Source organism: Stutzerimonas stutzeri, assembly GCF_002890915.1.
GTDB classification, from domain to species: domain Bacteria; phylum Pseudomonadota; class Gammaproteobacteria; order Pseudomonadales; family Pseudomonadaceae; genus Stutzerimonas; species Stutzerimonas stutzeri_AF.
Map to the genome: position 1 here is coordinate 49,608 of NZ_POUT01000006.1, position 22,924 is coordinate 72,531.

Consider the following 22,924-nt stretch of genomic DNA (forward strand, 5'->3'; position numbering starts at 1 on the left):
TCAGCGCGGAATCTTCACCCGGTCGTCGTCGAAATCGCCGCGTTCGGCGTCGCGGTGGCAGGCCACGCAGTTGAAGCGGCCGCCGACCGACTCGCGGGCGAACTTGGCGTCGCTGACTTCGTCGTGCTTGCGCTCGAACCAGCGGGTCTGGCTGATGCGCGGCGGCTCGCCGGCGCGGGGCGAAGGCTCCAGCGGCAGCCGGTTGCCCGCCGAGGCGCGAACCAGGAAGTCGAGGATTGCCTTTTCCTGCACCGGGTCCAGGCTGGCGTTGCTGCCGTAGTGCTCGCCGAGGGTGCGCATCTGCTGGCGCCAGGCCTCGGCCGGCAACAGCCCCGGCGCGTAGAGCATGTGGCAGGCGGCGCATTCCTCCTGCCATACCATCGGCGCGTCGCGCGGTACGGCCAACCGCTTGGGGCGCTTGTAGCGCTGGCGGTCGTGATGCTCGTCGTCGTCGGCCAGGCTGAAACCGGCCAGCGCCAGTGCCAGGGCCAGCCCGGCGACGGTGGAAAGCGCGGCGATGCGTTTCATGGACTTGCTCCTACTTCAGGCCATTGATCCAGGTGATGAAGTCGCCCTTTTCCTGCGCCGTGCATTCGCGGGCGAAGACGTCGTCGCAGTTGCGGCGAAACCATTTCTCCACCTTCTTCGGGTCGCTGAAGCGCTCGGGATTGGCCACGGGCGCCAGCGGCTCGACCTTGCGGTGGGCGGGCGTCTTGCCGACCTGACGCGGGTCGGCGGTGTGGCAGGTGGTGCAGCTCATGGGCTTGCCGTTGCGCTGTGCCTCGACGAAGTACAGCGCGCGACCGCGCTCGGCGGAAAAACCGGCGAAGGCCGGGTTTTCCTGGCGGGCCTGGGCGGTGTAGCCGGGCAGCAGCGGGTGTTCGGTCTCGGCCAGGGCCGGCAGGCTCAGGCAGCAGGCCAGGGCGATCCAGTGGGTTTTCATGAGCGTTCTCCAGGTGGGTGGACGCAGACCCTACCCAGTGCTTCTTAAACGAAGCTGAATGCTCTGTTCCGGGGGCGTTCAGCTTCGCTTCAGCTCGCGGGTCTACAAGGAGCGGCATCCATTCACAGAGGATCGCCGTCGTGGCCGTTTTCACCCGTTTGCGCCTGTTCCACTGGCTGTTGGCCGGTTTCTTTCTCGCGGCCTACCTGAGCGGCGATGGCGCCGAGCTGCTGCACGTCTGGCTGGGCTATGGTCTGGTCGGGCTGCTGCTGGTGCGCCTGCTGATCGCGCCGTTGCGCCTGCGCGGCTTCCCGCGGTTGCTGCCGCCGAAGGGGCAGCGACGCAAGCCGGGCCTGACCGCGTTCGGCACCTGGCTGACCTTCGCGACGCTGGCGAGCCTGGCCCTGGCCAGCCTGATCGGCCTGGGCATGGTCGACAACGGGGATGTACTGGCCGCCTTGCCGGGCGTTGGGCCGGAGCTGTTCGGCGCGGCCAGCGACATCGACTTCGTTGGCTGGATGGGCGATGCCGAGGAGGTGCACGAGTTCTTCGCCAACCTGGCGCTGGGCCTGGTCGGCCTGCACGTCGGCTATGTGCTGCTGTTTCGCCGGCCCGCCGCCTGGTCGATGCTGCGCGGTCTGCGCCAGCCGCCCGGGCCTGCCGCGCTGCTGTCGAGCGCGCCCGGGGCGCCGGCCTTCGCCGCGCTGGAGGTGGTCGGGCGCCAGGTCGAGACGGCCGATACGGGCTCGTTCAGCCTGCGCCTGCCGGACGCGCTGCGCGAGCGTTTCACCGCGCAGCCGGGGCAGTTTCTCACGCTCAGGGTGCCCTGCGCCGAGCCGCCGCTGCTGCGCTGCTATTCGCTGTCGCAGCCGTCGGACGGGCAGTTGCTGCGCATCACGGTCAAGCGTGTCGCCGGCGGCCGTGCCTCGAACTGGCTGCTCGATCGACTGCAGCCCGGTGACCGTATCGAGGCGTTGCCGCCGGCGGGAGCGTTCGTGCCGCAGGATCTGGACGCCGACCTGTTGCTGCTCGGCGCCGGCAGCGGCATCACCCCGCTGCGCTCGATCCTCGAGGCGGTGCTTCGCCAGGGGCGGGGGCGGGTCTTCCTGTTCTATGCCAGCCGCGATGCCGGCTCGCTGATCTTCGCCGAGGAGCTGGCCGAGTTCTCCCGGCGCTACCCCGAGCGGCTGCAACTGCGCATCTGGCTCGACGCCGAGCAGGGCGTGCCGAGCCGCCAGGCGATTGCCGCGAAGATCGCCGACTGGCCCGCCGCCGAGGCCTTCGTCTGCGGGCCGCAGGCGTTCATGGACGGCGCCTGCGCCGCGCTGGGCGAGCGGGGCCTGGCTGCCGCGCGCATCCATCTGGAGCGCTTCGGCGCCGCTGTGCCGGCCGCCGCGCCGAGCGGCCGTCGCAGCCGCCTGCGGGTCGCGCTCGACGGCCGTCGCCATGAACTGGATGTGCCGCGCGGCGAGGTGCTGCTGGAGGCGATGGAGCGGGCCGGCCTGCAACCGCCGAGCGCTTGCCGCTCGGGTGTCTGCGCCGCATGCAAGTGCCGGGTGCTGAAAGGCAGCGCGAGCATGCGCAGCAACCAGGTGCTGAGCGCAGGAGAAGTGCGCCAGGGCTGGGTGCTGGCCTGTCAGGCCGAGCCGAGCAGCGCCGAGCTGCAGGTGGAGTATTGAGACGGAGATGACGGCGCCGGCTTATCCGCCGCGCCGCAGGTGCCGCTCAGCGGCGGACCAGCAGCACCCCGGCTTCCATGTGGTGGGTATAGGGAAACTGGTCGAACAGCGCGCAGCGCTCGATGCGGTGGCTGTCGGCCAGCTGGGCGATGTTGGCCGCCAGGGTCTCGGGGTTGCAGGAGATGTAGAGGATGCGCTCGAAGCGGCGGGTCAGCTCGCAGGTGTCCGGGTCCATGCCGGCGCGTGGCGGGTCGACGAATACGCTGCCGAACTGGTAGCCCTTGAGGTCGATGCCGGCCAGCCGGCGGAACGGCCGTACCTCGTTGAGCGCCTGGGTCAGTTCCTCGGCGGACAGGCGCACCAGGGTGATGTTGTCGATGCCGTTGTCGGCGATGTTGGCCAGCGCGGCATTCACCGAGGTCTTGCTGATCTCGGTGGCCAGCACCCGGCGCACGCGGGTGGCCAGCGGCAGGGTGAAGTTGCCGTTGCCGCAATACAGCTCGAGCAGGTCGTCGTCACGCTCGCCGAGCGCGTCGAAGGCCCAGTTCAGCATCTTCCGGCAGACCTCGCCGTTGGGCTGGGTGAAGGCGCCTTCCGGCTGGCGATAGCGGAAGCTGCGGCCGGCGACGATCAGTTCTTCTTCCACGTAGTCGCGGCCGATGACGATGCGCCGGCCCTTGGAGCGGCCGACGATGCTCACGCCCAGGTCGGTCGCGAGCCGTTCGGCTTCGGCCTGCCAGGCCTCGTCCAGCGGTCGGTGGTAGGCCAGAGTGACCAGCGCGTCGCCGGCCAGGGTGGTGAGGAATTCCACCTGGAACAGCTTGAAGGAAAGCGTCTCGGATGCCTGCCAGGCGGCCTTGAGCCGCGGCATCAGTTCATTGATGCGGCGGCTGGCGATGGGGAAGTCGTCGATCAGGATCGCCTGGTGCTTGTCGCCCGGCTCGAACATCGCGTAGTGGCGCTGGCCGTCCTCGCGCCACAGGCGGAACTCGGCGCGCAGGCGGTAGTGCTCGCGCGGCGAGTCGAAGACCTCCGCTGCCGGCGCGTCGAAGGGCGCCAGCAGCTCGCGCAGGCGAGCAGCCTTGTCGGCAAGTTGGCTGTCGTAGGTAGCAGGGTCGAATTGTGGAGCGCTCATGAAGACTCTTTGATTTGGAAATGTGCGTAGGGCGGGGCTCTTCATCCACCGGAACCCGCTCGAATCCAGCTTCCGGTTGCAGGGTCGAAGTTTTAACGGCCCGCCCCGAGGTCGGGCCTCCTACAAAAGCCGCAAGCGACACCCCGTAGGAGGCGCGCCCTCGCGGCGATGCAGCCGAAGGGCTGCTTGCTTTTCGCCGCTTGGAGCTTGTGAGCTGCTTTCAGCCCGTAAACCAGCCCAGTTTGATGACGAACAGTGCCGAGAGCACCCACATCGCCGGGCTCAGCTCGCGCCAGCGGCCGGCCAGCAGCTTGATCGCGGTCCAGGCGATGAAGCCGAAGGCGATGCCGTTGGCGATGGAGAAGGTCAGCGGCATGGCCAGCGCGGCGACCGCCACCGGCGCGGCGACGGTCAGGTCGTCCCAGTCGATGCCGGCCAGGCTGCTCATCATCAGCACGGCGACGAACAGCAGCGCCGGCGCGGTGGCATAGGCCGGCACGGCGCCGGCCAGCGGCGCGAAGAACAGGCTGAGCAGGAACAGCAGCGCGACCACGCAGGCGGTCAGCCCGGTGCGCCCGCCGGCGCTGATGCCCGCGGCCGACTCGATGTAGCTGGTGGTGGTCGAGGTGCCGAGCGCGGCGCCGGCCATGGTGGCGGTGCTGTCGGCGAGCAGGGCGCGGCCCAGGCGCGGCATGCGGCCGTCCTTGTCCAGCAGGTCGGCCTTCTGTGCCACGCCGATGAGGGTGCCGGAGGTGTCGAACAGGTCGACGAAGAGGAAGGCGAAGATCACGCTGAGCAGGCCGATGTCCAGGGCGCCGGCGATGTCCAGTTCGAGGAAGGTCGGTGCCAGCGACGGCGGCATCGAGACCACCGCGCCCAGCTCGGACAGGCCGAGCAGGATCGACAGCCCGGTGACCACCAGGATGCCGATCATCACCGCGCCGGTGACGCGGCGGTAGGCCAGCGCGGCGATCAGGAAGAAGCCCAGGCAGGCCAGCAGCGGGCCGCCGGCGGTGAGATCGCCGAGACCGACCAGGGTCGCCGGGTTGTCGACCACGATGCCGGCGTTCTTCAGCGCGATGATCGCCAGGAACAGGCCGATGCCCGCGGCGATGCCGGCGCGCAGGGCCAGCGGGATGCTGTGGATGATCCATTCGCGGATCTTGAAGATCGACAGGGCGAAGAAGATCGCGCCGGAGAGGAACACCGCACCCAGCGCGGTCTGCCAGGTGTAGCCCATGGTCAGCACCACGGTGTAGGTGAAGAAGGCGTTCAGGCCCATGCCCGGCGCCAGGGCGATCGGGTAGTTGGCGACCAGGCCCATGATCGCCGAGCCGATGGCCGCGGCCAGGCAGGTGGCGACGAATACCGCGCCGTGGTCCATGCCGGTCTCGGCAAGGATGCTCGGGTTGACGAAGAGGATGTAGGCCATCGCCAGGAAGGTGGTGATACCGGCCAGGATCTCGGTGCGCAGCGTGGTGTTGTGCGCCTTGAGTTGGAACAGCTTTTCCAGCATGGTCAATCCTCTCGTGCCGGTCAGGAGTGTGTTGGTGGCTGCCGCCTCTGCCGGGCGACTCGCTACAGCAAAGCCCATAAGGTGGGCGGCCGCAAAAACCGCGCATCTTACACTGGCCGGCGGTTCGGTTGAATTTCCATTGAGCAGGAGAAGCCCCATGAGCAAACGTGTCCTGATTCCGGTCGCCGACGGCTCCGAAGACCTGGAGACGGTGACCCTGATCGACGTGCTGCGCCGCGCCGAATTCGATGTGGTGGTCGCCAGCGCCGAAGAGCGGCGCATGCTGACCTGCGCGCGTGGCACGCGGGTCACCGCCGACGCCATGCTGCTCGACGTGCTGGCGCAGGAGTTCGACCTGATCGTGCTGCCCGGCGGCATGCCGGGGGCGAAGACCCTCGGCGAGCTGGAGCCGCTGGCCGAGCGGCTGCGCCGGCAGGCCGCCGGCGGGCATGCGTTCGCCGCCATCTGCGCCGCGCCGCCGATGGCCCTGCATGCCTACGGCGTACTCAAGGGGCGCCGGGTCACCTGCTATCCGAGCATGAGCGAGCATCTGGGCAGCGCCACCTTCGTCGACCAGCCGGTGGTGGTGGACGGCAACTGCATCACCAGCCAGGGCCCGGCCACCGCGCTGGAGTTCGCCCTGACCCTGGTCGAACAGCTCGCCGGCAAGGGCAAGCGCCGCCAGGTCGCGGCCGACATGCTGGTGCCCGTTTGACGGTGCGCCCGAGGGGCGGGTTGGCGGCGCCGGAGCGCTGCGGTGCCTGAGCCGGCAGCGGGCGTCTGCGCCATCGTCCTGGCGGCGGGGCAGGGCAGCCGCTATCGCCAGGCCGGCGGCGAGGACAAGCTGCTGGCGCCCAGCCGCGCCGATGCACCTTCGTCGCCGGTGCTGCGGGCCACGCTGGACGCCCTGCAGGGCGTGGCCGAGCGGATGGTGATCGTGGTGCGCGAGGACAATCACGATCTGCGCCGCTGGCTGCAGGCGCATGCCGGGCCGTTCGAGGTTCTCACCGTACAGACCCGCGGTCTCGGCCATAGCCTGGCCCAGGCCGTCGAGCGCTGCCCCGCTGCACGCGGCTGGCTGGTGGTGCTGGGCGACATGCCCTACGTGCGGCCACAGACGCTGCGACGCATCGCCGCCGCCATCGCCGCGGACACGCTGGTGGTGCCGCTCCATCAGGGCCGCCGCGGCCATCCGCGCGGCATCGGTTGCGCCTATCGCGCCGCGCTGCTGGTGCTCGACGGCGACCGCGGCGCGCAGGCGCTGTTCACCGGGCGGCCGGTGCTGGAACTCGCGGTGGACGATCCCGGCGTGCTGCAGGATATCGACCGCCCGGATGACCGCCTGAAACCTGAAGCCTGACGCTCGAAAAGCATCGCCCCGAGGTCGGGCCTCCCACAGAAGCAGCCTGTGCACACCGAGCCCGGTGGGAGGCGCGCCTTCGCGGCGATGCAGGCCGCAGGCCTGCCAGGCTTGTGCTCGGCACCGGTGCGTGGAACGAGCTTGAAGCTCAAGAGCATCGCCCCGAGGTCGGGCCTCCCACGGAAGCAGCCTGTGCACACCGAACCCTGTGGGCGCGCCTTCGCGGCGATGCAGGCTGCAGGCCTGCCAGGCTTGTGCATCGGCACCGGTGCGTGGAACGAGCTTGAAGCTCAAGAGCATCGCCCCGAGGTCGGGCCTCCCACGGAAGCAGCCTGTGCACACCGAATCCTGTGGGCGCGCCATCGCGGTGATGCAGGCCGCAGGCCTGCCAGGCTTGAGCATCGGCACCGGTGCGTGGAACGAGCTTGAAGCTCAAGAGCATCGCCCCGAGGTCGGGCCTCCCACGGAAGCAGCCTGTGCACACCGAACCCGGTGGGAGGCGCGCCCCGCGGCGATGCAGGCCGCAGGCCTGCCAGGCTTGTGCTCGGCACCGGTGCGTGGAACGAGCTTGAAGCTCAAGAGCATCGCCCCGAGGTCGGGCCTCCCACGGAAGCGGCCTGTGCACACCGAACCCGGTGGGAGGCGCGCCCCGCGGCGCGCAGGCCTGTCCGAGGCTCCAGGCCCTTCCATCCCTCGCCATGGACTGAACGTTTTCAACATCGTGCCAGTCGTACCCAGAGACGCACGGACAGCGCATCCCAACGCCCAACCGTGAGGCTGCCATGAGCGACAATCCTTCCGCGGCGGATGCCATCGGCACCTGCTCCCTGACCCTCGTGCTGAATGGCGAACGCCGCCGGCTCGAGGTGCATCCCTGGACCACCCTGCTCGATCTGCTGCGCGACCAGCTCGGCCTGAGCGGCACCAAGAAGGGCTGCGATCACGGCCAGTGCGGCGCCTGCACGGTGCTGTTGAATGGCCGGCGGATCAACAGCTGCCTGACCCTGGCGGTGATGCACGACGACGCGGAGCTGACCACCATCGAGGGGCTGGCCCGGGACGATGAGCTGCATCCGCTGCAGGTTGCCTTCGTCCGGCACGATGCCTTCCAGTGCGGCTACTGCACGCCCGGGCAGATCTGCTCGGCGCTCGGGCTCGCCATGGAACGGCGCGCCGGCAGCCGCGACGAAATCCGCGAGCAGATGAGCGGCAACCTCTGCCGCTGCGGCGCCTATCCGAACATCCTCGCTGCCATCGAGGAAGCGCTGCCGCTGGTCCGCGCACAGTGCGAGGACGATGCCCGATGACGCCGTTCAGCTACCAGCGCCCCGAGCGCATCGACCAGGCCATCGCCCTCGCCGGGCCGGACAGCCGCTACATCGCCGGCGGCACCAACCTGCTCGACCTGATGAAGGAAGACGTACTGCGGCCGCGGCGGCTGATCGACATCAACGGCCTGCCGCTGCGCGACATCGAGCAGACCCCGGGCAATGGCTTGATGATCGGCGCGCTGGTGAGCAATGCCGAGCTGGCCTGGCATCCGCAGGTCGCACAGCGCTACCCGTTGCTGGCCAAGGCGATCCTCGCCGGCGCCTCGCCGCAACTGCGCAACATGGCCAGCACCGGCGGCAACCTGCTGCAGCGTACCCGCTGCCACTACTTCTACGACACTGCCACGCCGTGCAACAAGCGCACGCCCGGCGCCGGCTGCGCGGCGCGCGAAGGGCGCAACCGCATCCACGCGATTCTCGGTGCCAGCGCGGCCTGCGTGGCGGTGCACCCGTCGGACATGTGCGTGGCGCTCGCCGCGCTGGAGGCCCAGGTGCACGTCAAGGGCCCGCACGGCCGGCGGCGGATCGCCATGGCGGATTTCCACCGGTTGCCCGGCGAGCGGCCCGAGCAGGACAACAACCTCACCGAGGGCGAGCTGATCGTCGCGGTGGAGCTGCCGGGCGAGGGCTTCGCTTGCCACTATGCCTATCTCAAGCTGCGCGACCGTGCCTCCTACGCTTTCGCACTGGTGTCGGTGGCCGCCGCGCTGGAGCTGGACGGCGAAGTGATCCGCCAGGCGCGCATCGCCCTCGGCGGCGTGGCGCACAAGCCCTGGCGGGTCGAGGCCGCCGAGGCGTTGCTGCACGGCAAGCGCGTCGGCCAGGACTGTTTTGCGGCCGCCGCCGATCGCTTGCTCGAAGGCGCGCAGCCGCTGGCCGACAATGCCTTCAAGATCGAACTGGCCCGCCGCGCGATCGTGCGGGCGCTGAGCGAAGCCGCCGAGGGGAGCATCCGATGAGCCAGGTCGATTGGCCCTTGGGGCAGCCACTGGAGCGTGTCGACGGTCCGCTCAAGGTGCAGGGCCAGGCGCGCTATGCCGCCGAGTTCGAGGTGCCCGGGCTGCTCTACGGCGCGGTGGTCTCCAGCGCCATCGCCCGTGGCCGGGTGCGCCTGATCGACAGCGTCGCTGCCGAGGCGTTGCCTGGCGTGCGGCTGGTCCTGAGCCACCTGAACCGCCCGCCGCTGGCCGGTTACGACGAAGCCTACGAAGACGCCGATGCCGCCGAAGGCTCGCCGTTCCGCCCGCTGTACAACGACCGCGTGCTCTACAGCGGCCAGCCGCTGGCACTGGTGGTCGCCGAGACGCAGGTGCTGGCGCGGCACGCGGCGAGCCTGGTGCGGATCGAATACGAGGTCGAGCCGCACCAGACCGACCTGCAGGCGGTACGCGAGCAGGCCCATCCGGCGCCGGCCGAGGTGCCGTCGCCGCGCGGCGATTTCGCGGCGGCGTTCGCCGCGGCGGCGCACCGGCTCGAGGTCGAATACGGCACGCCGGTCGAGCATCACAACCCCATGGAGCCGCACGCCTCCATCGTCCAGTACCTGCCGGGCGGCGAGTTGCTGGTCCACGACAAGACCCAGGGCGTGCAGAACTGCCAGCGCTACCTGGAGCGGGTGTTCGGCCTGCAGGGCCGGGTCCGCGTGCTGTCGCCCTTCGTCGGCGGCGCCTTCGGCTCCGGCCTGCGCCCGCAGTACCAGTTGCCGCTGGCGGTGATGGCCGCGCTCGCGCTCAAGGCCGCGGTGCGCGTCGAGCTGACCCGCCAGCAGATGTTCAGCTTCGGCTACCGACCACGCAGCATCCAGCAGCTGAAGCTGGCCGCCGATGGCGAAGGGCGGCTGCAGGCCATCGAACACCTGGCCATCGGCCAGACCTCGCGCTTCGAGGGCTTCACCGAACACGAAGTGGAGTGGTCGGGGATGCTCTATGCCTGCGACAACCTGCGCCTGGGCTACCGCCTGGCGCCGCTGGACGTGCATACCCCGCTGGACATGCGTGCGCCCGGCGCGGCCATCGGCGTCTACGCGCTGGAGTGCGCGATGGACGAGTTGGCCCATGCCGTGGGTATCGACCCGCTGGAGCTGCGCCTGCGCAACTACAGCGAGATCAACGGTAACCAGGGCAAGCGCTATTCCAGCAAGGCGCTGCGTGCCTGCTACCAACAGGGGGCCGAGCGCTTCGGCTGGTTGCGTCGGCCGCAGCAGCCGCGCAGCCTGCGCGACGGTCACGAGCTGATCGGCATGGGCATGGCCACCGGCGTCTGGGAGGCGATACAGATGCCGGCCAGCGCCCGTGCCTGCCTCGATTCGGAGGGCCGGCTGCTGGTAACCAGCGCCACCGCCGACATCGGCACCGGCACCTACACCGCCATGACGCAGATCGCCGCCGCGGCGATGGGCCTGCCGATGGCCGTCGTGGAGTTCCGCCTGGGCGATTCCAGCCTGCCGCAGGCACCGCTGGAGGGTGGTTCGGCCACCGTCTCCTCGGTGGGCAGCGCGGTCCAGCAGGCCTGCGCAGCGCTGCAGCAGAAGCTGCTGGACGCCGCGCAGCAGTCGCCGGCCTCGCCGTTCACCGGCGCCAGCCTGCGCGAGGTGGCATTCGCCGGCGGGCGGATGCGCCTGAGGGGGACTGGGCATGCGGTCGATCTTGCCGAGATCGTCAAGGGCAGCGGCGCGCTGGCGGCCGAGGCGCACGTCGAGCCTGGCGCGCAGCGCAAGCAGTGGGCGACCGCGACCCATTCGGCGGTGTTCGTCGAGGTGCGGGTCGACGAGGACCTCGGCACGATCAAGGTCAGCCGGGTGGTCAGCGCGATTGCGGCGGGACGCATCGTCAACCCGAAGACGGCCGGCAACCAGATCGTTGGCGGCGTGGTGTGGGGCATCGGCCAGGCCCTGCAGGAAGAGACGCTGATCGACCACCGGCTGGGCCGCTACATGAACCACAACCTCGCCGAGTACCACATTCCGGTGAACGCGGACATTCCCGAGATCGAGGTGATCTTCGTCGAGGAGCACGACGAGGTGGTCAACGACCTCGGCTCAAAGGGCGTCGGCGAGATCGGCATCGTCGGCGTCGCGGCGGCGGTGGCCAATGCGATCTACAACGCGACTGGCAAGCGGGTGCGGGATCTGCCGATCACCCTGGACAAGCTGTTGTAGCCGGTTGCACGGCGAAGAAAGGCTCAGGCCTTGATCGCCCGCAGGATCACGAACTTGGGTGTCGCCGCGACCTGCTCGACCTTGCCGAACAGGCGCTTGAGCTTGAGGTGGTAGCCGAGGTGGCGGTTGCCGATGATCCACAGTTCGCCGCCCTTGGCCAGGGCCGTCCTGGCCTGGCTGAACATGCGCCAGGCGAGGAAGTCGCCGACCACCTGCTGCTGGTGGAACGGCGGGTTGCACAGCACCAGGTCCAGCGAGGCCGGCGGCTGTTCGGCCAGGCCGTCGCCGGCGCGGATGTCTGCCGGGCGCTCGCCGAGGAGCGCCTGCCAGTTCTCCCGCGCCGACTGCACCGCCATGTAGCTCTCGTCCACCAGGGTCAGCCGTGCCTGCGGATTGCCCTGCGCATAGACGATGCCGAGCACGCCGTTGCCGCAGCCGAGGTCGGCCACGCGCAGGTCGCCGAGCGCCTTGGGCAGGTGCGGCAGGAAGGCGCGGGTGCCGATGTCCAGGCCCTCGCGGCAGAACAGGTTGGCATGGTTGAGCAGTTCCAGCGACGGTGCGTCCAGGCGATAGCGGGTCGGGTAGGGCGAGACTGGCGCCGGCCGCTCCGTTGGCGTGGCGAACAGCAGGCGCGCCTTCTTCACCGCCAGTGAAGCCTGTACCGGGCCGACGTACTTCTCCAGCAGGTCGCCAGCGGCGCGTGGCAGGTGCTTGACCATCGCCGCGGCGATCACCCGGGCGCCGGGGGCGAGCTGGCCGTGCAGGCGGATCAGCTGTTCCTCCAGCAGCGCCAGGGTCTTGGGGATGCGGATCAGCACATGGTCGAACGGCCCCTGCGCCACTTCGCTGGCCGGGATGAAGGCCACGCTGTCCGCGGCCAGGCCGTTGCGCGCCAGGTTCTTCTGCAAGGCTAGGTACGCCAGGTGCGAGTCGCCGCTGCTGGTCACCTCGACATGAACGGCGAGCGCGCAGGCCAGCGCGCCGAAGCTGTCGTTGAGGATCAGCACCCGTGCGGCAGCCGGCAATCGCTGTTCGTGCAGCGTGGCGAGCAGGTACTCGTCGGCGGCGTCGAAGGCCTGCAACGGCTCGTTGGCCTGCTCCGGCTGGCGGATCAGATCGAGGCTGGCGTATGGAGTGTCGAGAATAGGCATGAGAACTGGCGGTGTTTGTCGACGTCGGAAAGGAGTATCAAGAGTTCACGGGCGCTGCGCGCGGCAGACCCGGCAGAGGCTCGGAGGGAGCGAAGTATGACCGCCAGCGAAGAGAAGTTCACCCGCCAGCGCCTGCTCGAGGTGCAGACGCTGACCCCCAACCTGTTCACCCTGCGTACCAGCCGCGACCCCGGCTTCCGCTTCAGCGCCGGGCAGTTCGCCCGCCTCGGCGTGCGCAAGCCCAGCGGCTGCATCGTCTGGCGCGCCTATTCGATGGTCTCGGCGCCGCACGACGAGTTTCTCGATTTCTTCTCCATCGTGGTGCCGGACGGCGAATTCACCAGCGAGCTGAGCCGCCTGCAGGCCGGCGACGAGCTGTTGGTGGACAAGCAGGCCTTCGGTTACCTGACCCTCGACCGCTTCCCGGACGGCCGCGATCTCTGGCTGCTGGCCACTGGCACCGGCCTCGCGCCGTTCCTCTCGATCCTGCAGGACTTCGAGGCCTGGCAGCGCTTCGAGCGCATCGTACTGGTCTACAGCGTGCGCGAGGCCCGCGAGCTGGCCTACCAGCAGCTGATCCACGCGCTGCCGCAGCGCGACTACCTGGAAGGACTGGGCGACAAGCTGACCTACCTGCCGGTGGTGACCCGCGAGCAGGTACCGGGGATGCTGCACGGGCGCATCACCCGGCTGATCGAGAACGGCGAGCTGGAGCGCGCCGCCGACCTGCGCTTCGAGCCGCAGCACTCGCGGATCATGCTCTGCGGCAATCCACAGATGATCGAGGACACCCGCGCCATACTCAAGGCGCGCGATCTCAACCTCAGCCTGACCCGCAGGCCGGGGCAGGTGGCGGTGGAGAACTACTGGTAAGGACGGCTGCAAGCTTCAAGCTGCAAGTGAAAAGTAAAAGCGAAAGTCGCCATCGGGCGATCCGGCGGGGCTTTCGCTTGTAGCGTGCAGCTCGAGGCTTGCCGCTGCTTCAGGGCCGTAGGGTGGATGGCCGCAGCCATCCACGCGCGAGTCCCCGCGTGGAAAAGCGCTGCGCGCGTTTTCCACCCTACGGATCGAACGGGCTTTTCCAAACGAAAAGCCCCCAGCGGACGATCCGGCGGGGGCTCTTTCTTGCGGCTTGCAGCTTGGAGCTTGCGGCTAACCTAGACCACGCCCTGCGCCAGCATGGCGTCGGCGACCTTGACGAAGCCGGCGATATTGGCGCCCTTGACGTAGTTGATCCGGCCGTTCTCCTCGCCGTGGGCGACGCAGGCGTGGTGGATCGATTGCATGATGCCGTGCAGCTTGCTGTCCACTTCGCCGGCGGTCCAGTGCAGGCGCATGGCGTTCTGGCTCATCTCCAGGCCGCTACAGGCCACGCCGCCGGCGTTGGAGGCCTTGCCCGGCGCGTAGAGGATGCCGGCCTCGAGGAACAGGTCCACGGCTTCCAGGGTCGACGGCATGTTGGCGCCTTCGGCGACGCAGATGCAGCCGTTGTTCAGCAGGGTGCGGGCGTCTGCGCCGTCCAGCTCGTTCTGCGTGGCGCAGGGCAGGGCGATGTCGCAGGACAGGCCCCACGGGCGCTGGTCGGCCAGGTAGTTCATGCCGAAGTGCCCGGCCATTTCCTCGAGACGGCCGCGACGGACGTTCTTCAGTTCCATCAGGTAGTCCCACTGCTCCTCGCTCAGGCCGTCGGGGATATGCAGGGTGCCGCTGGAGTCGGACAGCGAGATGACCCGACCACCCAGTTCCATGACCTTCTGCGCGGCGTACTGCGCGACGTTGCCGGAGCCGGAGATGGCGACGCGCTTGCCTTCGAAGCCGCTGTGGATGCTCTTGAGCATCTCCTCGGCAAAGTACACGCAGCCGTAGCCGGTGGCCTCCGGGCGGATCAGGCTGCCGCCATAGGCCAGGCCCTTGCCGGTCAGCACCGAGGTGAACTGGTTGGACAGGCGCTTGTACTGGCCGAAGAGGAAGCCGATCTCGCGGCCGCCGACGCCGATGTCACCGGCTGGCACGTCGAGGTCGGCACCGATGTGGCGGTACAGCTCGGTCATGAACGACTGGCAGAAGCGCATCACCTCGTTGTCGCTCTTGCCCTTGGGGTTGAAGTCCGAGCCGCCCTTGCCGCCGCCCATGGGCAGCGAGGTGAGGGAGTTCTTGAAGACCTGTTCGAAGGCGAGGAACTTGAGTACGCCGATGTTCACCGACGGGTGGAAGCGCAGGCCGCCCTTGTACGGGCCGATGGCGCTGTTCATCTGGATGCGGAAACCGCGATTGACCTGGACCCGGCCCTGATCGTCGACCCAAGGCACCCGGAACAGGATGGCCCGCTCCGGCTCGACCATGCGTTCGAGAATGCCGGCCTGCATATAGCGCGGGTTGGCCGCGAGGAACGACCAGAGGCTGCGCACGACTTCTTCCACGGCCTGGTGGAATTCGGGCTGATGAGGGTCGCGCTGTTTCAGTCGGGCGAGAAAGGCATCAACGGTTTCGATCATTTAAAGGCCCTCGGCGACCGCGCTGCGGCAGTCAGTAATAAGTTTGGCGGGCGACTGTAACAAACCTGTTTTGCACCATGAAAGTGCGATTTATGGCGTTATGTTCGTTTTTAGTGCGCCATATCCGTGCCGAATGGACGGCCCGGATGAGACCGGGCGGGAAAGCGCGAGCATGTCACGGGCGCTCGGCCCGCCGCAGCGGGGTGTGGTGATCGTGCTTGTGATGGGGTTTGCGGCAGGGGCAAGACCCGTAGCGGCGGGGCGCTGGCGCCGCGTCTTCGCCTGCTCGGCGCTCAAGCGTCGCGCCCGTGACCGGCTGCGCGAAAATGCCGCGGATCGGCGGCGGGCTTCAGGCTTCGCGCGTTGGGCTTCGCTTCGCTCAACCCAACCTACGGGCTGGCAGGCGGGAGATGATCCGGGCGAGCGTATTCGCAGGGGTGCTAATCGGCCCGTTCGCAGCGGTTGCGCCCGCTGCGCTTGGCCCGCAGCAGGGCGACGTCAGCGCGGTTGATGGTGCTGGAGTAGGTTTCGTCGGGGCGCAGCTCGGCCACGCCCATGCTGGCGGTCACGCTCAGCAGGTCGTTGTTCACCCGCACGGCCAGGGCGGCGATGCTGTCGCGCAGGCGCTGCATGACCACCTCGGCCTCCTCGGCGCTGCTCTCCGGCATGAGGATCAGGAACTCCTCGCCGCCCCAGCGCCCGCACAGGTCCTGTTCGCGGGTCTCGGCTTCCATTACCCGCACCACCTCGATCAGCACGCGGTCGCCGACCTCATGGCCGTACTCGTCGTTGATCAGCTTGAAGCGGTCGATGTCCAGCATCACCACGCACATCGGACGGCCATAGCGCTTGGCCCGCTCGCTTTCCTCGCGCAGCCGCTCGGTGAGCAGGCGGCGATTGGCGATGCCGGTCAGCGAGTCCAGGGTGGAGGCCTCGTGCAGCGAGATGTTCAGGTCGCGCAGCATCATCTGGTAGCGGTCGGAGATGCGCGCGATCTTCTCCAGCTGGCGCAGCTGCTTGTCCAGGCGTGCGGACAGGCTCAGCTCGCGCTCGCGCGCGATGCTCTGGTAGCCGTCGGACACCCGGGCGATCCGCTCGATCCGGCCGATCAGGTCATTGTGGGCGTCCCACAGCTGGTCGAGCGCCTCCCTGAGTGGATTGCCCTCGTGCTGCGGATCGTCGAGAAGGATGATGACCTGTTGCTCGAGCGGAGTTGGCCCACGCATATCGACCTTCTAGTCGTGACTGAGGATGGAAAAGGGAAAGCTGCAGTCTTCCTTGAATTCCTCGGCCAGCTCTACCACGCGCTCGTTACGCCGGTCGTAATACCAGTTCACGGCGACGTTCTTGCCATCGCGGTAGGCGGCTTCGAGCAGGTCGAAGATGTCCATCATCGCCTTGATGCTGCTGGTGTTGAGGTAGAGCAGGCGCAGTTCCAGGTTGAGCGGGCGCGCGGCCTCGCCGAGGAAGCGCTCGATCCATTCGAACACCTGGTGGAACAGCTCGTAGGAGTTTTCCGGGTAGGAATCGCCCTGCATGGACAGCACGCCACGCTCCCAGTCGGACTGGATGGTGGGGGATGACTGGCTGCCGGGAATCGTAAAGTCGTTCATGTACGTTGCTCTTGAATGTCAGATGACGGCGCTCAGGCTGATGAAGGACAGCCCGTTGGCGACGGGCTGCAAGGAGGCCTGCAGCGGCTCGCTGGATTTTCTGGCGATGTCGATCAGCCCCAGGCCGGCACCGGATATCGTCTGCCCGTCGCGCGGCTTGCGCAGTTGCTCCTTGTACATCGCCTTGAGCTGGGTCTTGTCCAGGTCGGCCAGGTCGTGGATGGCGCTGAGCAGCGTCTCGCCGTCGGCGGTCTCGATCAGGTTGCCGGCGGAAACCACGTAGCGGCCGCGCTCGTCGCGGGCCACGACCACGGTCGCGGCGGCCTCCTGATCGGACCAGTTCTTCTGCCGGGTGTAGTGGCGGATGTTCTGCGTCATCTCGATATAGACGGCGAACACGTCCATCGCGGACGAGGGATGGGCATGCTCGGCGGCCAGGTAGTTGCGCAGGGCATTCCCGATTTCCTCGATCAGGCTGCGCGAGATCGGACCGTTGAAGCAGAGCATGATCTGCTGACGGTTGTAGCGCTCGCGCATGGCAAACAGGTCAAGTGATTCCATGGGCAACTCCGGGGTGGACCCTGTTCAGTCGAAGCGGAAACATAGCATCGTAATATCGTCGCGCTGGGGGTAGCCGCCTTGGTACTGCGCCAGGGCTTCGCTGAAGGCTTCGCCTTGCTCGGCCAGCGGCAGGCGCGCATGGCGTCTGATCATATCGGCAAAGCGGCTGTTGCCGAAGCCGAAACCCAATTCGCCGCCGGCCTGGTCGAGGAAGCCGTCGGTGGTCAGGTAGAAGGTACGGCCGGGGCGCAGCTGCAGCCTGGCATTGTGGTATTCGCCGATGCGCTTGTCGCCGATGGCGCGGCGCGCCGCGGGCAGTTCCTCGACCGTTTCGCCGTCGCAGTAGTACAGCGCGATCTTGGCGCCGGCGAAGGTCACTTCGCGGTGTTCGAAGTCCACGTAGGCCAGGCCGACGTCCATGTTGGTCGCCAGCTGCGCGGTTTCGTCGCACAGCGTGCCACGCACGAAGCGATCGCTGCGGGCGAGGATGCCGGCCGGGTCGCTCAGGCCGGCATCGGCGATGGCCTGGTCGAGGGCGGCGTGCGCGAGCATCGTCATCAGGGCGCCGGGTACGCCGTGGCCGGCGCAATCCACCACGCCGAACAGGCAGCCGCGCTCGCCAGCGCGGTAGATGTAGAAGTCGCCGCCGACCACGTCGCGTGGGCGCCAGAGCACGGCGTGGCGCTCGCCCATGGCGCTGACCAGTTGCCGATGCGGCAGGATCGCCCGCTGGATCAGGCTGGCGTAGTCGATGGAGTCGTCGATCTTCTTGTGCGCGGCGGCCATCTCGCGGTTGGCCTGTTCCAGTTCACGGGTGCGCTCGCGCACGTGGCTTTCCAGCTCGCTGGTGTGGTTGCGCACCTTCTGTGCCATGGCGCCGAAGGCGGCGCTGAGCTCGCCGATCTCGTCGTCGCGGTTGAGCGGCAGCGGTGCGTCGTACTGCCCGGCGGCCATCGCCTGGGCGCTGCTGCGCAGGTGACGCAGCGGCTTCAGCAGGCGCTTTTCCACCAGCCAGGCACCTGTCGCGATCAGCGCCAGGAACAGCACCAGGAACAGGCCCAGCGCTGGAAGCAGTGGCTTGAGTTCGAGGACCTGCGCGGTGTTCAGGTCGACCGTGCTGGCGACGAACCACTGCAGTTCGGGAATCCAGGCCAGCGCCAGCAGGCGGGGTTCGCCGTCCAACCTGAGCTTGAGGGTGTAGACGCTCGACGGGTCGTCACGGCTGGCCGCCAGGGTCTGGCGCAGCGTGGTGGCGGCGTCGATGTCGTCGAGCAGGCCGAGGATGTTGGTGGCCAGCGAGCGGCCCTGGGGCGAGTCGGCGTTGAGCGTGATCAGGTTCTGGTTCGGATGCACCAGGATCGAGCCATAGACGTCGAGCACCATGGATTCGACGCCGACCTTGTCGGTGCCGATGAACTGCTCGAGGAAGGCATTGAGGTTGATGCCGGTGCCGACGATGCCCAGCGCTCGCTGGTCCGCGTCGCGCACCAGCATGTTGATCCACAGCTTGAGGTCGTGGGTGAGCACGGCGCGGTCGATGTTGAGATGGTAGGGCGCGTCGGTGGCCAGGGTCTGGAAGAACCACTGGTCACGGGCCGCCTGGGGATCGAGTAGATAGCGCGGTGCGTCGCTGTAGGCCTCGCCGCGACGGTTGGAATAGTAGCCGTTGCTCTGCGCCGCGGCGACGAAGTAGAGGCGGCCATCGAAGACGCGTTGATAGCCGGCGGCTTCCTGGAAGAACGCCGCACGTTTTTTCGGATCGCTCTCGTCGCTCAGCCAGGCGCGGGTGATCTGCGATTCGGCCAGGCGCTGGGTCAGCGCCAGCTCTCGGCTGACCGGCGCGGACAGGCGCTCGCGGTTGAGCTGCACGAGGTTCTGCGCAAAGGCTTCGCCGTAGCGGTCCTGTATGTCCTGGAGGATTTCCCGACCGATCGCCCAGGCCAGCGCGAACGCCAGCAGGCTGGTCAGCAGCAGTGCCAGCAAGGATTTGCCGCGCAATCCTAATGCAGCCATGTCGAGTTCCGCTCTCTGTTCATCGTCGCCGGTCCGGCGCGAGATACCGGTGGTGTTATCGGGGGCGGCGATTATCCGGCATAAGGCGCTATGCCACCAGCGACAAAAGGTTCCAGCAAACGAAGACGGAGCCTTTCGGCTCCGTCAGGTACTGGATTACTGGGCCAGCTTCTTGTACTTGACCCGGTGCGGCTGGGCAGCCGCATCGCCGAGGCGCTTCTTGCGATCGGCCTCGTACTCGCTGTAGTTGCCCTCGAAGAACACCACGCCGCCGTCGTCCTCGTAGGAGAGGATGTGGGTGGCGACACGGTCGAGGAACCAGCGGTCGTGGGAGATCACGATGGCCGAGCCGGGGAAGTCCAGCAGCGCCTCTTCCAGCGAACGCAGGGTCTCGACGTCGAGGTCGTTGGACGGTTCGTCGAGCAGCAGCACGTTGGCGCCCTGCTTGAGGGTCAGCGCCAGGTGCAGGCGGCCGCGCTCACCGCCGGAGAGGTCCTTGACGAACTTCTGCTGGTCGGCGCCCTTGAAGTTGAAGCGGCCGACGTAGCTGCGCGACGGCACCTCGTAGTTGCCGATGCGGATCTGGTCGAGCCCGTCGGAGACCATTTCCCAGACGGTCTTGTTGCCTTCCAGGTCGTCGCGGCTCTGGTCGACGCAGGCCAGTTGCACGGTTTCGCCGATCTCGATGCTGCCGGCATCCGGCTGCTCCTTGCCCATCAGCATGCGGAACAGCGTCGACTTGCCCGCGCCGTTGCCGCCGATCACGCCGACGATGGCGCCCTTGGGCACGCTGAAGGACAGGTCGTCGATCAGCACGCGGTCGCCGTAGCCCTTGCGCACGTTCTTCAGTTCGATGACCTTGTCGCCCAGGCGCTGGCCGGCCGGGATGTAGATCTCGTTGGTCTCGCTGCGCTTCTGGAATTCCTGCGACTGCATTTCCTCGAAGCGCGCCAGGCGGGCCTTGGACTTGGACTGGCGCGCCTTGGCGCCCTGGCGCACCCATTCCAGCTCGGCCTTCATGGCCTTCTTGTGCGCCGATTCCTGCTTGGCTTCCTGCTCCAGGCGCGCGGCCTTGGCCTCCAGCCACTGCGAGTAGTTGCCCTCGAAGGGGATGCCCTGGCCGCGGTCGAGTTCGAGAATCCAGCCGGCGACGTTGTCGAGGAAGTAGCGGTCGTGGGTGATCGCCACCACGGTGCCGGGGAAGTCGTGCAGGAAGTGCTCCAGCCAGGCCACCGAGTCGGCGTCGAGGTGGTTGGTCGGTTCGTCCAGCAGTAGCATGTCGGGGGCCGACAGCAGCAGGCGGCACAGTGCGACGCGACGCTTCTCGCCACCGGACAGGTGGCCGACCTTGGCCTCCCAGGCCGGCAGGCGCAGGGCGTCGGCGGCGACTTCCAGCTGGCGCTCCAGGTTGTGCCCGTCGGCGGCCTGCAGGATGGCTTCCAGGCGCGCCTGCTCGGCGGCCAGGGCGTCGAAGTCGGCATCCGGCTCGGCATAGGCGGCGTAGACCGCGTCCAGGCGCTCCTGGGCTTCCTTGATGGCGCCGACCGCTTCCTCGACCACTTCGCGCACGCTCTTCTCGGGATCGAGCTGCGGCTCCTGCGGCAGGTAGCCGACGTTGATGCCCGGCATGGCGCGGGCCTCGCCGTCGAACTCGGTGTCGACGCCGGCCATGATGCGCAGCAGGGTGGACTTGCCCGCGCCGTTCAGGCCGAGCACGCCGATCTTGGCGCCGGGGAAGAACGACAGGGAGATGTTCTTGAGAATCTCGCGTTTCGGCGGAACGACCTTGCTCAGCCGATGCATGGTGTAGACGTATTGAGCCATGGAAACGAATGCCCGTGACAGTGGTGGAAAATGCCTGGCCCTGGGCGGCAAAGCCGGGGAAAACGGGCGGCATGTAAAGGGCGCAAAGCTACCCGAATGCTCCGGCCAGGGCAAACCACGGCGGCGCCCGGGGCCGGGATGCGCAGGCGAGTGACTGTTCATCTTGTGCATGACCATCGCTCATACCCGCAGGCGGGCGGATGAGGTAGAATCCGCGCCTCTCTTTTATACCGCCAGCTGATCTCAGAGGACTGCCATGTTCAGCCGTGACTTGACCATCGAACGCTTCGACGCCGAACTCTTCGCTGCCATGCAGCAGGAAGCCAAGCGTCAGGAAGACCACATCGAGCTGATCGCCTCGGAGAACTACACCAGCCCGGCGGTGATGGAAGCCCAGGGCAGCGTGCTGACCAACAAGTACGCCGAAGGCTACCCGGGCAAGCGCTACTACGGTGGCTGCGAGCACGTCGACGTGGTCGAGCAGCTGGCCATCGACCGCGCCAAGGAGCTGTTCGGCGCCGACTACGCCAACGTCCAGCCGCATGCCGGCTCGCAGGCCAACAGCGCCGTCTACCTGGCGCTGCTCAACGCCGGTGACACCATCCTCGGCATGAGCCTGGCCCACGGCGGTCACCTGACCCATGGCGCCAGCGTGTCCTCTTCCGGCAAGCTGTACAACGCCGTGCAGTACGGCATCAACGACCAAGGCCTGATCGACTACGACGAAGTCGAGCGCCTGGCCGTCGAGCACAAGCCGAAGATGATCGTCGCCGGCTTCTCCGCCTACTCGCAGAAGCTGGACTTCGCCCGTTTCCGCGCCATCGCCGACAAGGTCGGTGCCTACCTGTTCGTCGACATGGCCCACGTCGCAGGCCTGGTGGCCGCGGGTGTGTACCCGAACCCGGTGCCGTTCGCCGACGTGGTCACCACCACCACCCACAAGACCCTGCGCGGCCCGCGCGGCGGCCTGATCCTGGCCAAGAAGAACGAGGAGATCGAGAAGAAGCTCAACTCCGCGGTCTTCCCCGGTGCCCAGGGCGGCCCGCTGGAGCACGTCATCGCGGCCAAGGCGGTGTGCTTCAAGGAAGCCCTGCAGCCCGAATTCAAGGCCTACCAGCAGCAGGTGGTGAAGAACGCCCAGGCCATGGCCGAGGTGTTCATCCAGCGCGGCTTCGACGTGGTCTCCGGCGGCACGCAGAACCACCTGTTCCTGCTCAGCCTGATCAAGCAGGACATCACCGGCAAGGACGCAGACGCCGCCCTCGGCCGCGCCTTCATCACCGTCAACAAGAACAGCGTGCCGAACGACCCGCGCTCGCCGTTCGTTACCTCCGGCCTGCGTATCGGCACCCCGGCGGTCACCACCCGCGGCTTCCAGGAAGCCGAGTGCCGCGAACTGGCCGGCTGGATCTGCGACATCCTCGACAAGATGGGCGACGAGTCGGTGATCGACGCGGTGCGCGCCAAGGTCCAGGCCGTCTGCGCCAAGTTCCCGGTGTACGGCAACTAAGCGTCCGGACGTTGCAAACGGAAAGCCCGCGCAAGCGGGCTTTCTGCTGTCTGCTCCCGCCACCTTGATCATGGTCGTCGCATCGATGGCGGTACGCGGTAGACTCCGATAACCCGCCCGTTCGGAGTCCTTTCATGCTCAAGCGCGCCACTGGCGTGATCCTGCCGCCACCGGTCATCTACCTGCTGTTCCTCGCTGCGGCCTGGGCGCTCGATGCGCTGCTGCCGATTGCGCTGCCGCGCAACCTCTGGACGCACTACCTCGGTTGGGGGCTGATCGATGCCGGGGTGCTGCTGATGCTCTGGGCCGGGTTGCTGATGCTCTGGCGCAAGACCACGGTCAACCCTTACGGCGAGCCGGCCAGGCTGCTGGAGGAAGGCCCATTCCGCTTCTCGCGCAATCCGATCTACCTGGCCGACAGCCTGATCTACTGCGGCATCGCGCTGCTATGGGGCAGTCCCTGGCCGTGGCTGCTGCTGCCCGCCGTGATCTATGCCATGCAGCGTGGCGTGATCGTGCACGAAGAGCGTCTCCTCACCCGGCTGTTCGGCGACGACTATCGCGACTATTGCCGGCGCGTGCGCCGCTGGTTGTGACCGCGGGCGACCTGACACCGTTGTCTATAGTGAAGCTAGG

Annotated in this window: 20 protein-coding genes; 9 read left to right on the forward strand and 11 right to left on the reverse strand. The window is 67.8% G+C overall.

All coding sequences use genetic code 11. The features are described from left to right. Both CXK94_RS11945 and CXK94_RS11950 read right to left on the reverse strand, forming a co-directional pair. A complete protein-coding gene (locus CXK94_RS11945; protein WP_102894513.1) occupies positions 1-528 on the reverse strand; it encodes a cytochrome C in 528 nt (175 codons plus the stop codon). Positions 529-538: 10 nt separating this feature from the next. Beyond that, positions 539-943, reverse strand: a complete 405-nt coding sequence (locus CXK94_RS11950) for a DUF1924 domain-containing protein (RefSeq protein WP_102894514.1) — start codon at positions 941-943, stop codon at positions 539-541. 140 nt (positions 944-1,083) lie between these two features. On the opposite strand from CXK94_RS11950, the gene CXK94_RS11955 reads away from it, so the two are divergent. Continuing rightward, a complete protein-coding gene (locus tag CXK94_RS11955) occupies positions 1,084-2,622 on the forward strand; it encodes a 2Fe-2S iron-sulfur cluster-binding protein (RefSeq protein ID WP_102894515.1) in 1,539 nt (512 codons plus the stop codon). A gap of 46 nt (positions 2,623-2,668) precedes the next feature. On the opposite strand, the gene trmA is transcribed toward CXK94_RS11955, so the two are convergent. Then, complete coding sequence (gene trmA / locus CXK94_RS11960) at positions 2,669-3,757, reverse strand: tRNA (uridine(54)-C5)-methyltransferase TrmA (RefSeq protein WP_102894516.1); 1,089 nt, start codon at positions 3,755-3,757, stop codon at positions 2,669-2,671. Between the two features lie 220 nt (positions 3,758-3,977). Further along, positions 3,978-5,273: an NCS2 family permease gene (locus CXK94_RS11965; RefSeq protein WP_102894517.1), complete on the reverse strand. Its 1,296-nt coding sequence runs from the start codon at positions 5,271-5,273 to the stop codon at positions 3,978-3,980. Positions 5,274-5,430: 157 nt separating this feature from the next. Between CXK94_RS11965 and CXK94_RS11970 the strand changes: the two genes are divergently transcribed. The 5 genes from CXK94_RS11970 (at position 5,431) to CXK94_RS11990 (ending at position 11,121) form a co-directional block, all read left to right on the forward strand. After that, complete coding sequence (locus tag CXK94_RS11970) at positions 5,431-5,988, forward strand: DJ-1 family glyoxalase III (RefSeq protein WP_102894518.1); 558 nt, start codon at positions 5,431-5,433, stop codon at positions 5,986-5,988. Between the two features lie 42 nt (positions 5,989-6,030). Beyond that, on the forward strand, positions 6,031-6,633 hold the full coding sequence (locus CXK94_RS11975) for a nucleotidyltransferase family protein (RefSeq protein WP_102894519.1): 603 nt from the start codon (positions 6,031-6,033) through the stop codon (positions 6,631-6,633). 782 nt (positions 6,634-7,415) lie between these two features. Further along, positions 7,416-7,940 (forward strand): (2Fe-2S)-binding protein, encoded by a 525-nt coding sequence (locus CXK94_RS11980; protein ID WP_102894520.1) that lies wholly within the window; start codon positions 7,416-7,418, stop codon positions 7,938-7,940. Further along, entirely contained in the window at positions 7,937-8,923 is a 987-nt protein-coding gene (locus CXK94_RS11985) for an FAD binding domain-containing protein (RefSeq protein ID WP_102894521.1), read from the forward strand. Before CXK94_RS11980 ends, CXK94_RS11985 begins: the two co-directional genes overlap by 4 nt. Next, positions 8,920-11,121, forward strand: a complete 2,202-nt coding sequence (locus tag CXK94_RS11990) for a xanthine dehydrogenase family protein molybdopterin-binding subunit (RefSeq protein ID WP_102894522.1) — start codon at positions 8,920-8,922, stop codon at positions 11,119-11,121. The genes CXK94_RS11985 and CXK94_RS11990 overlap by 4 nt, the downstream gene beginning before the upstream one ends. A gap of 23 nt (positions 11,122-11,144) precedes the next feature. On the opposite strand, the gene CXK94_RS11995 is transcribed toward CXK94_RS11990, so the two are convergent. Continuing rightward, positions 11,145-12,272 carry a methyltransferase gene (locus tag CXK94_RS11995; RefSeq protein ID WP_102894523.1) on the reverse strand — a complete coding sequence of 376 codons (1,128 nt, stop codon included), beginning with the start codon at positions 12,270-12,272 and terminating at the stop codon, positions 11,145-11,147. 96 nt (positions 12,273-12,368) lie between these two features. On the opposite strand from CXK94_RS11995, the gene CXK94_RS12000 reads away from it, so the two are divergent. After that, a complete protein-coding gene (locus CXK94_RS12000) occupies positions 12,369-13,145 on the forward strand; it encodes a ferredoxin--NADP reductase (RefSeq protein WP_102894524.1) in 777 nt (258 codons plus the stop codon). 284 nt (positions 13,146-13,429) lie between these two features. Here the strand turns inward: CXK94_RS12000 and gdhA are convergent, their stop codons facing one another. The 6 genes from gdhA to ettA form a co-directional block, all read right to left on the reverse strand. Then, a complete protein-coding gene (gdhA, locus tag CXK94_RS12005; RefSeq protein ID WP_102894525.1) occupies positions 13,430-14,767 on the reverse strand; it encodes an NADP-specific glutamate dehydrogenase in 1,338 nt (445 codons plus the stop codon). 440 nt (positions 14,768-15,207) lie between these two features. Continuing rightward, entirely contained in the window at positions 15,208-15,993 is a 786-nt protein-coding gene (gene siaD, locus CXK94_RS12010) for a biofilm regulation diguanylate cyclase SiaD (protein ID WP_102894526.1), read from the reverse strand. 9 nt (positions 15,994-16,002) lie between these two features. Then, positions 16,003-16,380 (reverse strand): biofilm regulation phosphoprotein SiaC, encoded by a 378-nt coding sequence (siaC, locus tag CXK94_RS12015; protein ID WP_037038332.1) that lies wholly within the window; start codon positions 16,378-16,380, stop codon positions 16,003-16,005. Positions 16,381-16,398: 18 nt separating this feature from the next. Beyond that, positions 16,399-16,941, reverse strand: a complete 543-nt coding sequence (gene siaB, locus CXK94_RS12020; protein WP_102894527.1) for a biofilm regulation protein kinase SiaB — start codon at positions 16,939-16,941, stop codon at positions 16,399-16,401. A gap of 24 nt (positions 16,942-16,965) precedes the next feature. Next, the gene (siaA, locus tag CXK94_RS12025) at positions 16,966-18,954 is read right to left on the reverse strand and encodes a biofilm regulation protein phosphatase SiaA (RefSeq protein ID WP_102894528.1); all 1,989 of its coding nucleotides are present in this window, start codon (positions 18,952-18,954) and stop codon (positions 16,966-16,968) included. A gap of 156 nt (positions 18,955-19,110) precedes the next feature. Then, positions 19,111-20,778, reverse strand: coding sequence for an energy-dependent translational throttle protein EttA (gene ettA / locus CXK94_RS12030; protein ID WP_037038334.1), 1,668 nt, complete (start codon positions 20,776-20,778; stop codon positions 19,111-19,113). A 256-nt stretch (positions 20,779-21,034) separates the two neighbouring features. Between ettA and glyA the strand changes: the two genes are divergently transcribed. Then, entirely contained in the window at positions 21,035-22,288 is a 1,254-nt protein-coding gene (gene glyA, locus CXK94_RS12040) for a serine hydroxymethyltransferase (protein WP_037038335.1), read from the forward strand. 134 nt (positions 22,289-22,422) lie between these two features. Then, positions 22,423-22,884, forward strand: a complete 462-nt coding sequence (locus tag CXK94_RS12045; protein ID WP_102894529.1) for a methyltransferase family protein — start codon at positions 22,423-22,425, stop codon at positions 22,882-22,884. The last annotated feature ends 40 nt before the right edge of the window (positions 22,885-22,924 follow it).